Origin of the sequence: Micromonospora sp. NPDC048898, assembly GCF_043198035.1 — a bacterium.
GTDB lineage: Bacteria > Actinomycetota > Actinomycetes > Mycobacteriales > Micromonosporaceae > Micromonospora.
This window is the reverse complement of sequence record NZ_JBICUF010000001.1, coordinates 695,805-708,608: the sequence shown is the minus strand read 5'-3', so window position 1 is coordinate 708,608 and position 12,804 is coordinate 695,805. Positions and strand designations below refer to the sequence as shown.

Genomic DNA, 12,804 nt, shown 5'->3' with positions numbered 1-12,804 from the left:
GAGCACCATGACCAACGCTCTCGCGACCCTCATCAACGCCACACCCGAGCAACTCGCCCGCCTCGGCGTCGACCCGCAGCGGTCGATAGCGTCGATCGACGCGGCGAAGTTCGACAACCGCCCCGCCTGGGACAACAAAGGTAAGTTCGACAGTCGACCCGGCTGGGACAACTGGAACAAGAAGAAGTAGCCCCCACCACGGGAACGCGCGGGTGGCGTGCCCACCCCGCGCCCACACAGGTTGAGGACACATGCGCACCACCACGATCGGCGACGTGAAGGTCCTGCTGCCGGACCTCGAACCGGACGACCTCGACACCACGACGGACCTGTCCGGCGGCCTCACCGAGGCCCTCGTCGAGGGCGCAGCGTGGCACGGCTCGCACCTTGAGGACGCCCACATCCGCAGCAGCCTGATCACCAGCGCGGACCTGAGCGAGAGCAGCTGGGAAGCGGGCAGCCTCTACGGCTGCGAGATCACCCGCACCGACTTTTCCGGCGCGACCCTGACCGGCGTCACCATCGAACGCTGCGCGATCACCGGCTCCCGGTTCACCGGCACCAGACTCACCGACGTACGCCTCAAGGACGTCCTGTTCGACGGCTGCCGCTTCGACTACGCCACCTTCCACCGCGTCACCGCCGCCGGCTCGGTCGCCTTCACCGACTGCACCCTCACCAACGGCGCGTGGTCCTCCTGCCGACTACCTCGCATCGCGCTGCGCTCATGTGACCTCGCCGGACTGGAATTGGACTCCTGCCACCTCGACGGCACCGACCTGCAGGACAGCCGCATCCAGGGACTCAAGACGCCGCTGGACAACCTGCGCGGCGTCACCCTCGGCGAGAACCAACTTCCTGACCTCACCCAGCTGACCGTCGCCGCCCTCGGCCTCACCGTGCGCACCGACTGAAGCCGAGGAGGCATCGTGCTCGTTGAACCGACTGGCAGCCCGGACACGATCCTCGTCTGCGTCCGGGGCAACTCCGGCTCGGGCAAGAGCAGCATCGCCCGCGAATTACGACGCCGGCACGGCCGGGGCTGCGCCCTGGTCGAGCAGGACTACCTGCGCCGCATCCTGCTGCGCGAACGGGACAAGCCCGGCGGCGCGGCACCAGCGTTGATCGGGCAGACCGTTCGGTTCGCGCTTGACCACGGCTATCACGTGGTGCTGGAGGGCATCATGCACAGCAGCCGCTACCGAAGCATGCTGACCTCCCTGCGGGATGACCACCGCGGCCGGTCGCTGTTCTGCTATCTCGACGTGTCCCTGGCCGAGACCCTGCGCCGGCACCTCACCCGCCCCCAGGCCAGTGAGTTCACCGCCGAGCACATGAGCGGCTGGTACGCAGCCCACGACGTCCTGGGCTGGCCCGACGAACTCGTCCTACCCGAGACCACGGGCCTTAACGAGGCCGTCAACGTCATCGCCACTGTGGCCGGGCTGCCCCAGACCGGACGTGACGACGACCTGCTACCGAACGTTCCGTCCCCGTAGAGCAGCTCAGCTGGCTACCGATGTCGCCATCCCGGCGCACCGTTCGCCAACATCAGCACCGAGTGGCCAGACAGTCCATCGACTGCGACGGCATGAAGCTGGCCCTACCGCGCGTGCCTGAGCCAGCATTCAATGACAGTGAAGTCGTGCTCGGTCAGCCCGCGTCGTGGGTCGACCCGATGTAGCAAGGCCGGGCCGTGGTGATGAGTCGATACCCACTGCTGATCGGCGTGGGAGATCTCGTCGCGTCGACCCAGACGAAGGGGCCGTCGCCCACACCAGATCACACGGCAGGGCCTCCAGCCTGCTGTCATCTCCCGGATCGATCTTGTGCAGCAGGGGATGGGCATCGGCCTGTAGAGCCGGTGCCACGGGGCGGCCATGTGACATGCCCGGGCCAGCCGCCGCGGGTGTGCCGAACGGGATGAGAGTGCCGTCCACGTCGAGGAACAGCATCGGACGCGGCGCAGGTGCGGACATGACTTCAGAGGCTAGCCCTCACCCCGCCACCGGACCTCCGCGCCTTTCCAGGCCATTCGTCTCGTCGATGCTCCCGGGCCGGCAAGCGTGCGCCGCTGACGGCGACCAAGGCAGGAGCGGCGCCGGGATGCATCTCTCACCGGGTCCTTCCGCTCCGGCGGTTCGGCATGGGAGCGTCGGGGTTTTCTAGACGCAAGAAACGAAGGCGGATACGATGCTTTCGACAAGGAGGGGCCATGACTGCAGCTGCTCTGCGCGAAGAGACGTACCTGCCAGAAGCTGATGGGCGGGTAACCCAGGTCCACGACTTCATGCAAGCTCACGAGCGCGCCGGCCGGGGGCCGGTGGCGCCACGGTACTTCTTGGCCGGAGCTACCCCTGGTGACCGAGTCGAGCTTCCAGCCGAGATCTACGGCGTGCTCCGCCAGGTCGTTGAGGCGCTTCAGCAGGGGTTGGCAGTGACGGTGGCTCCGCGGACCCTGAAACTGACGACCCAGCAAGCCGCTGACCTGTTGGGAGTCAGTCGCCCCACAGTCGTCAAGCTGCTCGACGAGGGCAAGATCCCGTTTGAACGACTGGGTACGCATCGGCGAGTCCTTCTGCCTGACCTGCTTGCGTACCGGGAGCAGCGTAGGGCCGAGCAGTATGCTGCACTTGAGGAGACATCGTTGGAGTTCAATGATGAAGAGGATCTTGATGCGGTGATGCGTCGGCTGCGCGAGGCGCGTGGTGCAGTCGCCCGACGCCGTAGGGGCTTGGCAGAATAGGCAGGTGTTCGCAGCTCTTCTCGACACCTGTGTTCTCTGGCCCGATTTGCAGCGCGACTTCCTGCTCTCCCTTGCGATCGAGGGTATGTATCGGCCTGTGTGGAGTTCGATCGTGCTCGAAGAGCTGGAGTACGAGCAGAGGGCGAAGCTGATCCAGTTGGGCGAGGACGCTGGCGAGGCCGCCAAGCGGGCACGGCACCTCGTCGAGCAGATGCGGCAGCATTTCGACGATGCGGAAGTCGGCGGGTGGGAAGGCCTGGAAGGCACGTACAACCTGCCCGATCCCGACGACGAGCATCTGGTCGCCGCTGCTGTCGTGGCCAACACCGTCGCCCTTGATCCTGTGCGGGCTTGTGCTGCTGTGGCTGCCATAGCCAGACGCTCGGGCCGGATGGGTCCTGTTCGGACCGCAGAGGAGATCCTGGAGATCCTTGCCCGCCGTTACGGGATGACGTCGGCAGTCGAGGTGATGCGTCAGGCGGCGGTCGACACTCTGCATGTGCGGCCCCCGCAGCCTCGCGTCAGTCAATCGGAACAGCACAACATCGCACAGGGATTGAATGCGGAGTGACGAGGCTGAGGTGTTCCCGGCGACTGACAGAAAGCGGTGCCGGCGCCCGCAGGCACCGGCACCGCTGGATTCAGTTGGCGTGGGTCAGGCGTGTGGTGATGCGCAGCCCCATGATCGTGTCGTTCATCCACGGCACCCGTTCGTGGTGCAGCCCGGCGGTCATCTGGTCCGCCCACACCTCGTACCGCTGCAGGAGCGCCGACGCGCGGGAGCGCGCGCTGGTGACCAGGCAGTCGCCGAGCGGGTCACCGGGCAGGTTCGAGGCGTCGACGGCGGGCTCGCAGGGCAGCTTGAGGCTGACCTGGTCGCGTAGCGGGCGGCTGGGGTCGAGCGCGCACGGCGGGCTTCCGCACGCCGCGTAGGTGTCGCCCGCCTTGGCGTAGGCGTTGCTCACCTTGGCATCCGTCGGCATGTTCACCGGAATCTGGTACTGCCCGAACAGGTTCGCGGACAACACGTCGTCCGAGTCCAGGGCGTTGGGCAGACCCAACCGGGTGTACGCCTGAAGCAGCCGCGCCGTCGTGTTCATCTTCTTCAGCGCGGCGGGCACCTGCCCGCTGACCTGGGTGCTCAGCTCCCGAACGCGGTCGTACATGGCCTTCTGCCGGGCCTGGAGAAAGCCGCGCAGGGTCGTGGTCAGCGTGGCGTCCAGCGCGGTGTTGTTCGTGGCCGTCGCGCCGCTCGCGAAGGCGTACCGCCCGGACGGCCACTTCTGGGTCAGGCCCTGCTCGGGTGTGGTCTCGCTGTCGCAGTTGAACAGCTCGCAGTCGACCTGGTAGACCTGCTCGTCGGGCCAGGTGTAGTCGGCGGTCCGCGAGTTCTGCCACGCCGCGGTGGGATTCAGCCGGAACCGGCTGTGGATCTGCAACCGCAGCTTGCCGTAGTGGCGGATCACTCCGGTGCCGTAGCCGGTCGTGCGCGTGTAGACCCAGCTCGGCGTGTAGCAGTAGCCGACCTCGGGCAACTCGCGTACCCCGGCCGGCGGCTCGCCGGCATGTGGCGTGTACGCGTAGTGGAGTGCCCGCACCACGTTCGACATCAGCTCGTAGCGAACGTTGCTGGGGCGGTCGATCTGCCTGGTGCCGCTACAGGCCGGCACCGTCGCCTCGTCGGCCTTCGTCGGTGCCGCCGCGAGCGGCTTGTCCGTGTCCCAGAACAGGTCGTAGTTCTTGGGCGTCCGCACCTGCACGCCGTTGGCGTCCGGCTCCCAGCGGACCTGGGTCTCGTTGGTCCGAACGGCGGCCAGCGCTGTCGACAACTCGTTGGTGGCGCCGACGTACTCGTTGACCAGCCCGGTGATCAGGCTGTTGGCGTTGCCGTCGACCGGCCGGCCGAAGCTGGCGGCGAGGTCGGCGATGCGGGTGCCCTCCGCCTCGATCTGCGCCGCGCGGCTGGCGCTGACCTGGGCGGCGTACGTCGGATTCTGCAGCATCAACATGGCGTACGCCTGCGCGCCGAGGTTCCACACCGTCGGGTTGCCGACCGGTGTCGGCGGTTCGACGATCGACGGGTCGCGACCGGCGGCTATCCGCGCCAGATAGTTGATCGACCGGGCCTCACCGAAGCTGTTCAGCACGTTTGTGGGATCGAGTGCCGGGTTGTCGGCGTCGGTCCGGGGCACCACGAAGGCCGCGCCGCTGGCCAGCTGGGTGGAGGCCAGGTGGAACTCGTTCTCCGGATCCACGAACTCGCCGTACGTCGGGATCGGCTGGCCGAAGTTCTCCAGGTAGCCGACGTACTGGTTGATGTCGGAGCGGGCGTCGTGCAGGGTGGTGTCGCCGATCGCGGTCAGCACGGTGGCGGCGATGTCCTCCAGGCGCAGACCGAGCTGGGCGACCTGCTGCTGCACGAGGGTGATCTGCGCGGTGTTGCCGGCGATCGCCGCGTTCAGTTTGTCGAACTGGGCCATCATGTTCGCGTACACCGTGTTGATCTGGGCCTCGACCCGCGCGAAGCTGGCCCGCATCTCGTTGCCGAGGGCCCGCACCTCGTCGCGCAACGCTTTGACCTGGGCGAGGATCTGCTGGTCGAGCGAGGGTCCGCTGCTGCCGAAGAGCCCGACGATCGACATCACGGCTCCGAAGACGTTGCCGGTCATCGCCAGCGTCGCGGTGCTGAAGATCGAGCCGGCCAGGCCGCGGCCGGTGATCGCCGCCGCGTACTTGGAGATCGCGCTGATGGTGGTGAGGACCGCCTCGCCGATCACCTTGGACTTCTTGCCGGCGTCGGGGTCGGCGAAGCCGATGATGGTGGAGACCATGCCCACGCCGGCCTTGATGTCGGAGATCGTCTGCTGTCGTTCCTTGTCCCGGTCCTCGGCGGCCTTCTTCGCCGCGGCGGTGCACTCGGCACTCGGTGGCCCCTCCGGCGGACACTTGCGGTTGTTCTCGCCGATTTCGAGACGGATCTCCAGGCTCAGGCCGAGCAGCTGCGCGTGCAGGGTGGCGAGTTGCTGCTTGGCCGCCGCGACGTACGCCACCGAGTCGCCCTGGAGCGCCAGGATCGCGTCGAGGTCCACCCGGGAGAGCCCGGGATCCGCCGCCAGTTCCTCGTAGGTGCTGGTCACGTCCACGCCGAACGGCGCACCGAGCACGGCGTTCCAGGCGGTGGCCACCGGCACACTTGCCGCGCCCGACTGTCGGACCGCGGACCAGACGGCGGCGAGCGCGTCGTCCCGGCCGCGCAGCCACTGGGCGGTGCGCAACGCGCCGGACGCCAGCTCCTCGCGGGTGTCCCACGGTTCGACCGACCTGCCGATCACGGCTCCGACCAGGCCGGTCACCTCCGGCGAGGTCCGGGTGTCGCCGCCGGGGGCGCCGAGCAGGATGTCGACGGACTTGAGCAGCAGGTCCTGCTCCGGCACCAGCAGGTCGAACGCGGTGAGTGAGCTGTCGAGCAACTGCTTGCGGGCGGTGAGTTGGGTCTGTGCCTGTGCGGCCGTGGCGTTCGGGTGCAGCCGGTGCCACTGGACGAACTCGGCCGACAACACGGCGGTCCTGATCCGATCGGCACCCTGGATGTGGATCTCGGCAACCTGTCCGAAGGCCCGGTCGGTGAGCGTCGCCTGAGGGATGGGGACGGGAGCGGGATCGGCCGACGCGGGTACGCCGGACAGCACGCCGGCTGTCGCGACGGCGACCACCGTCGCGACAGCCGCCCCGCGTCTCGCCCGCGAGAAACGTTTGATTGTCATGGCGCGAACGTATTGAGCAGCCTGAAACGGCGCTGACGCGGCGCTGATTCGGCAGGTCAGCGGCGGTTTTGCGGGGGATCGACCCGGCGTCTGGCCGCCGCACGGTCAGCTCGGGCGCGGCTGCCGTTCGCGGTGCTCCGCGGGGTCCGCCGCGCTGTCGGCCAGCAGGCCCAGTTCGGCGACCTTGTCGGTGTTGCCGAGTTGGGCGTAGAGCGCCTGCGCGTCGACGAACGCCTGGTGGGCGGCGTGCGCGTCGACGTGCAGGTACGCCTTTCCGAGGGTCGTCAGCGAAGCCGCCTGGAACGAGTGCCATCCCCGGGTCCGCCAGATGGCGACGGATGCCTCCAGGTGACGGATCGCGTGGGCCGGCCTGCCGTCGCGCAGCTCGATCTCGCCGAGGACCGCGTACGCCTCGGCGAGATGGTGCCTCATGTGGTAGCGGCGACTGAGCGTCAGAGCGGTCTCGGCCGTCTCCCGGGCGGTGCCGTCGCCGCGTTCCAGGTAGAGGCGGGCCAGTGCGAGGACGGTCAGCACCTCCGGGTAGTGATCGCGGTGCGCACGGGAGATGGCCAGCGACTCGTCGAGCATCCGCTCGCTGGTCACGTGGTCACCGAGCTGCCGGTACGCGATCCCGAGGTACTGCAGGCCGGTGGCGACCCAGCGCATGTTGCCCAACGCTCGCGCGTTCTCCAGTGCGGCGAGGGCATGACCGATCGCGAGGTCGACGTGCTGCTGCTCGTAGTAGGCCATGGCCAGCGCGAGGTTGCTCCGGGCCTGGCCGCCGAGGTGGTCCGACCGTTCGGCGAGGCTCAGCGCGCGGGTCGCCATCGCTGTCGCCTCGGGGTAGGCGCCGCCGGCGCTCAGCGCCCACGAGTACATGACGGCGGCGTCGGACGCGCCCGCGTCGTGCCCGAGGGCGGTGAACATCTCCAGGAGATTGCGGGCCTGGATGCTGGAGCGGGCCATCGCGTCACCGTCGCGGTCGTCGGTGATCCAGGTGGTCACGTCGAGCAGGCCGCGGAGCATGACCGCCTCGCCCAACCGGTTGCCGGCGACGCGGCAGACCGCCATCGCCTCGGTGTTGAGGCTCGTCCACTCGGTGTACCTGCCGCGCAGGTCGAAGTATTTCTCCAGACAGCCGGCCAGGTCGAACGCCAGGTCGTCCAGGCCGAGCCGGCACGCCTGGCGGACCCCGGCCTGCAGGGCGGCGCATTCGGCGTCGAACCAGTCCGCGGCGGCGACGCGCTCGGCGTAGTCGTCTGCCCAGTCCAGTGCCGTGTGCGGTGCCCGGCCACTGATCGGCGCGTAGCAGGGACCCGGGATCCACCTGGCCATCCGCCGGGCCAGTGCGAGCCAGCCGCCCAGCCCGCGCTGCACCGCCTGCGCCCGCTCGTCGGGTTCGACCTCCAGCTCGGCGCACCTGGCGGCGAAGAGCCTGGTCAGGTCGTGGAACCGGTATCGGGTCTGCCCGGCGACGTCGAGCCCGTCCACGACAAGGAGTTGGGCGTCGACAAGCGCCTCGGTGTGCTCGATCGCACGCTCCGGGGGGCAGCCGAGCACCGCGGCGGCCAGGGTCGCGGAAAAGTCCGGTACGTCGAAGAGGCCGAGCAGCCGAAACAGCCGCTGCGCCTCCGGTGTCAGCCCGCGGTAGCTGATGGCCAGCGAGGCACGTACCGTCAGATCGCCCGTGACCAGCCAGTCCAGGCGCCGCTGCTCGTCGTCGAGCTGCTCGACGAGATGCGCGAGCTGCCAGGTTGGCCGCGCCGCCAGTCGGGCCCCCGCGATGCGCACCGCGAGGGGCAGGTAGCCGCACAGCTTCACCAGGTCGGCGGCTGCCGTGGGCTCGCCCACCACCCGTTCGTCGTCGGCGAGCCGGACCAGGAACTCGACCGCCTCGGTGGCGGAGAGGACGTCCAGGTCGATCCGCCGGGAGCCCTCGATCGCGGTCATCCGCGCACGACTGGTGATCAGCACGGCACACGGGGCGGCCCCGGGCAGGAGGGGCCGGACCTGCCCCTCGGAGACCGCGTTGTCCAACACCACCAAAACCCTGCGGTTGGCCGTCCGGGTCCGGTACGCCTCGGCGCGTTCCGCCGGGCAGGCCGGGATGGCGCGGTACGGCATGCCGAGCGCCCGCAGGAACCGGGCAAGCACCTCGGCCGGGTCCACCGGGCTGGCATCGGCGTTCGTCAGGTTGGCCCAGAGCTGACCATCCGGGTACGCGGCCCGGACCAGGTGCGCGACGTGCGTCGCGAGTGCGGTCTTGCCCACCCCGCCCATGCCGGCGATGGTGGTCACCGGCAGGGCGGTGGGTGCGCGGCCGTCGTTGCGCTCGTCGGTCAACCGGTGGGTCAGCGCCGCGACCTCGGCGGCGCGCCCGGTGAAGTCGGCGATGTCCGGTGGAAGCATGGCTGGTGACGGCCAGGCCGGCTCGGCGGTCGCCAGGTCGGCCCCGTCGTCCCGGGCCCCGCCGCCAACCACCTGCGTGGCGTTGACCGCCAGCGCGTTGCGCTCCCGCACCCAGCGGGCGATCGACGCTTCGTCCAGGCCGCAGGCCCGCGTGAACGTCACCACGAATTCCCGCCTCGGCAGACTGGTCCGGCTCAGCACGGAGGCGATCGTGCCGAACGGCAGCGCATCCCCGGATGCGGCGGCTTTGGCCGCCAGTTGTCGGTAGGTCAGCCCGGACCAGAGGCGCAACTGCCGCAGTGCGCCGACGAACTCCATTGGTGTGGCCGTGCCTTCAGGTGCCGGTGGACTACCGTAAAGGTCGGGCTCCATCTGCTGCTCTTCCCCGAATTTCGACCAGGCGCACCCGCTGGCCTCGCCCGGCGGTGTCAACATGCGCTTCTGTGACCAACTCTCGGAGCTGCACCGAGGTGCCGCAACGAGGAGTCGCGAGGCTTGCTGAAGTCTCGAACCCAAGGGAGCAGCCAAGGCCGGGCATGCCTGACCGCTCGTTCGCGAACCCTTACCGTACAGGCGATCCGGGCTTCTGCCGAGTGGTCGCTGACGTCGGCCCGGATGCTGGGTCGGTGCAGACCAAACACGCGGCAGGTGCGAAGGCTGCGAGGCCCGGCCGGGTATTGCCCGGTCATTGGCGGGCATCTATAGTTGCGCGGATCACAACAATCATGGCCGTGGTGGTGCGGCCGGGTCGTCGAAGCGCTTCGACGATTCGTCGTTCAGGCCCGTCAGCCGGGTGTCGAGCCTGGCCACGCCGGTCGGGGCGCCCACTGGGCGTCTGTCGTACGACATGAGGAGAAGCAAATGGGGTACAAGCGCCTTCGGCGCGGAATCGCCGTGCTCGCGCTCGTCCTACTGGCACTACCGGCCGTTCCCGGCACCGCCCTCGCCGAACCCACCTACCCGTTCCGAGACCCGCACCTGCCGGTGAACGCCCGGGTCGACGACCTGCTCGGGCGCCTCACCCTGGATGAGAAGATCTCGTGGCTGCACCAGTACCAGCCGGCCGTTCCCCGGCTGGGCATCGGCCTGTTCAAGACCGGCACCGAGGCTCTGCACGGGGTGGCCTGGTCGACCGACATCGACAACAACGGCGCTGTCGTCAAGGCCCGCGGCACGTCCTTTCCCCAGCCGGTGGGCATGGCGAGCACCTGGGACACCGACCTGATCAACCGGGTCGGCTCCGCCGTCGGCGACGAGGCGCGCGGCTACCACGCGCAGAACCCCCGGGTGTGGGGTCTCAACCTCTGGGCGCCGGTGGTCAACCTGCTGCGTGACCCCCGCTGGGGACGCAACGAGGAGGGCTACTCCGAGGACCCGATGCTCACCGCCGCGATCTCCACCGCGTACGGCTCGGGCATGACCGGCGGCGACCCCGATCACCTGAAGAGCGCACCGACCCTGAAGCACTACCTGGCCTACAACAACGAGATCCGGCGCGACGTCACCTCGTCGAACGTGCCGGCCCGGGTGCTCAACGAGTACGAGCGGGCCGCGTTCAAGCCGGCCCTCGCCGCCGACGCGGCGACCGGGGTGATGGCCGCGTACAACCTGATCAACGGGCGGCCCGCAACTGTGGATCCGGACCTGGCCACTGTGGTGCGCGGCTGGACCGACCAACCGCTGATGAACGTCACCGACGCCTGGGCGCCGAACAACCTCGTCGCCTCCCAGGGGTACTACGCCACCCAGGCCGAGGCGAACGCCGCGATCGTCAAGGCCGGCCTCAACAGCTTCATCACCGACGACACCAACGCCCAACCGACGGTGACGGCCATCAAGCAGGCACTGGCGACCGGCCTGCTGACCGAGGCGGACATCGACGCCCGGATCCGGGAGATCCTGAACGTGCGGTTCCGGCTGGGTGAGTTCGACCCGGGCGGTGGCCGCTACGGCGGCATCACCCCGGACGTCATCAACAGCCCGGAACACCAGCGGCTGGCCCGGCAGGCCGCCGGCGAGGCGATGGTGCTGCTGAAGAACTCCCGACAGGCTCTTCCGCTGGACCCGGCCCGGACCCGCAAGGTGGCCGTGCTCGGTCCGCTGGCCGACACCCTCTACACCGACTGGTACGGCGGCGACCTGCCGTACGAGGTGACGACGTTCGACGGGATCCGCGAGCGGCTGGGCACCTCGGCAAGCGTCAACGCGCTCGACGGGGCCGACCGGATCGCCCTGAAGGACCCGGCGACCGGCCGGTACGTCACGGCCACCGGCACCACCGACGCCGACCCGGTCGCCGCCACCGGCACCACGGCATCGCCCGAAGCCCAGTTCGACGTGGTGGACTGGGGTCAGGATGTGGTGACGTTGCGCAACGCCGCCAACGGCCGTTACCTCGGCTACAACTGGGGGCCGTTCGTCACCCGCGACGCGCAGCCGAATGGTTGGTACGTCCAGCAGCAGTTCAAGCTGGAGCCACAGGACGACGGCAGCGTGGTGCTGCGCTACGTCGGCTACGAGACCAAGGAGAGCTGGTTCGCCCCCGAGAAGTACGTGACGGTCGGCGACGACGGTGCGCTCAAGCTCGGTGCGTCCACCCCGGCCGACGCGACCCACTTCAGCCGCGAGGTGATCAGCAGCGGCATCGACCGGGCCGTGGCGGCGGCCAAGGCGGCCGACACCGCCGTGCTGGTCGTGGGCAGCAACCCGTTCATCAACGGACGCGAGGCGCACGACCGTACCTCCACGGCCCTCAGCGCCGGCCAGGAGGCGCTGGTCAAGGCCGTGGTCAGGGCCAACCCGCGTACCGTGTTGGTGCTCCAGACCAGTTACCCGGTCACCACGACCTGGGAGCAGGAGCACGTCCCGGCGATCGTGTGGACCACCCACGCGGGCGCCGAGACCGGGCACGCCGTGGCCGACGTCCTGTTCGGTGACCGCAACCCGTCCGGCCGGCTCACCCAGACCTGGTACCGCTCGGACGGGCAACTGCCGCCGGACCTGCTGGAGTACGACATCATCTCGTCCGGGCAGACCTACCTGTACAGCACCGCGAAGCCGCTCTACCCGTTCGGCCACGGGCTGTCGTACTCCCGGTTCCGGTACGGCCAGGCGCGCACCGGCGACCGGCCGGTCGCGGCCGACGGCACCATCACGGTCAGCGTCGACGTGACGAACACCGGCAGCCGGGCCGGGGCCGAGGTGGTCCAGCTCTACACCCACCAGCGCACCTCGCGGGTCAAGACCCCGAACCGTGCGCTCAAGGCGTTCCAGCGGGTGCACCTCGCACCCGGGCAGACCCGGACCGTGACGTTGCGGGTGCCCGTCGCCGACCTGGCGCACTGGGACGTGACCCGCAGCCGGTGGGTGGTCGAATCGTCCACCCACGACCTGATGGTCGGCGCGTCCGCCGAGGACATCCGGGCCCGGACCGCGGTGCGGGTGCGCGGTGAGACGGTTCCGGCCCGGGACCTGTCCCGGACCACCCGGGCGGAGAACTTCGACAGGTACGCCGGGGTCCGGCTCGTCGACGAGACGAAGCCCCGGGGTACGGCCGTCGGTGCCACCGCGGCGGGCCAGTGGATCGCGTTCGCCGGTTCGGCCCTGCGTCCGGGCGCCCACACCTTCACCGCGAAGGTCGCCAGGGCCGGCGCGGACGCCGGCACCATCCAGGTGCGGCTGGGCTCGCCCACCGGTCGGCTGCTGGGCACGGCGACCGTGCCCAGCACCGGCGACGACTACCGGTACGTCAGCGTCAGCGCCGAGTTGGCCCGCGCGGCCGGCACCCACGACGTGTACCTGGTGTTCGACTCGCCGGTGCGGCTCGCCGACTTCTCCATCAGGTGACCGGAGCCCGGGCCGGGACGATCGTCGTCCCGGCCCGGG

General features: G+C 69.5%; 8 protein-coding genes. 6 read left to right on the top strand and 2 right to left on the bottom strand.

Annotation, left to right across the window (positions count from 1 at the left end):
- Positions 1-7 precede the first annotated feature (7 nt).
- The 5 genes from amcA (at position 8) to ACGFIQ_RS03290 (ending at position 3,317) form a co-directional block, all read left to right on the top strand.
- Positions 8-190 (top strand): multiple cyclophane-containing RiPP AmcA, encoded by a 183-nt coding sequence (gene amcA, locus ACGFIQ_RS03310; protein WP_393238443.1) that lies wholly within the window; start codon positions 8-10, stop codon positions 188-190.
- A 61-nt stretch (positions 191-251) separates the two neighbouring features.
- The gene (locus ACGFIQ_RS03305; RefSeq protein ID WP_393238440.1) at positions 252-914 is read left to right on the top strand and encodes a pentapeptide repeat-containing protein; all 663 of its coding nucleotides are present in this window, start codon (positions 252-254) and stop codon (positions 912-914) included.
- Positions 915-929: 15 nt separating this feature from the next.
- Positions 930-1,499 carry a kinase gene (locus tag ACGFIQ_RS03300; RefSeq protein WP_393238437.1) on the top strand — a complete coding sequence of 190 codons (570 nt, stop codon included), beginning with the start codon at positions 930-932 and terminating at the stop codon, positions 1,497-1,499.
- Between the two features lie 716 nt (positions 1,500-2,215).
- Positions 2,216-2,746, top strand: coding sequence for a helix-turn-helix domain-containing protein (locus tag ACGFIQ_RS03295; RefSeq protein ID WP_393238434.1), 531 nt, complete (start codon positions 2,216-2,218; stop codon positions 2,744-2,746).
- A 4-nt stretch (positions 2,747-2,750) separates the two neighbouring features.
- Entirely contained in the window at positions 2,751-3,317 is a 567-nt protein-coding gene (locus ACGFIQ_RS03290; RefSeq protein WP_393238431.1) for a PIN domain-containing protein, read from the top strand.
- 70 nt (positions 3,318-3,387) lie between these two features.
- On the opposite strand, the gene ACGFIQ_RS03285 is transcribed toward ACGFIQ_RS03290, so the two are convergent.
- The gene (locus ACGFIQ_RS03285) at positions 3,388-6,510 is read right to left on the bottom strand and encodes a hypothetical protein (RefSeq protein ID WP_393238429.1); all 3,123 of its coding nucleotides are present in this window, start codon (positions 6,508-6,510) and stop codon (positions 3,388-3,390) included.
- Between the two features lie 105 nt (positions 6,511-6,615).
- Positions 6,616-9,291: an ATP-binding protein gene (locus ACGFIQ_RS03280; RefSeq protein WP_393238426.1), complete on the bottom strand. Its 2,676-nt coding sequence runs from the start codon at positions 9,289-9,291 to the stop codon at positions 6,616-6,618.
- A 489-nt stretch (positions 9,292-9,780) separates the two neighbouring features.
- Here ACGFIQ_RS03280 and ACGFIQ_RS03275 point away from each other — a divergent pair, with 489 nt between their 5' ends.
- Positions 9,781-12,765 (top strand): glycoside hydrolase family 3 C-terminal domain-containing protein, encoded by a 2,985-nt coding sequence (locus tag ACGFIQ_RS03275; RefSeq protein ID WP_393238423.1) that lies wholly within the window; start codon positions 9,781-9,783, stop codon positions 12,763-12,765.
- Positions 12,766-12,804: the final 39 nt, after the last annotated feature.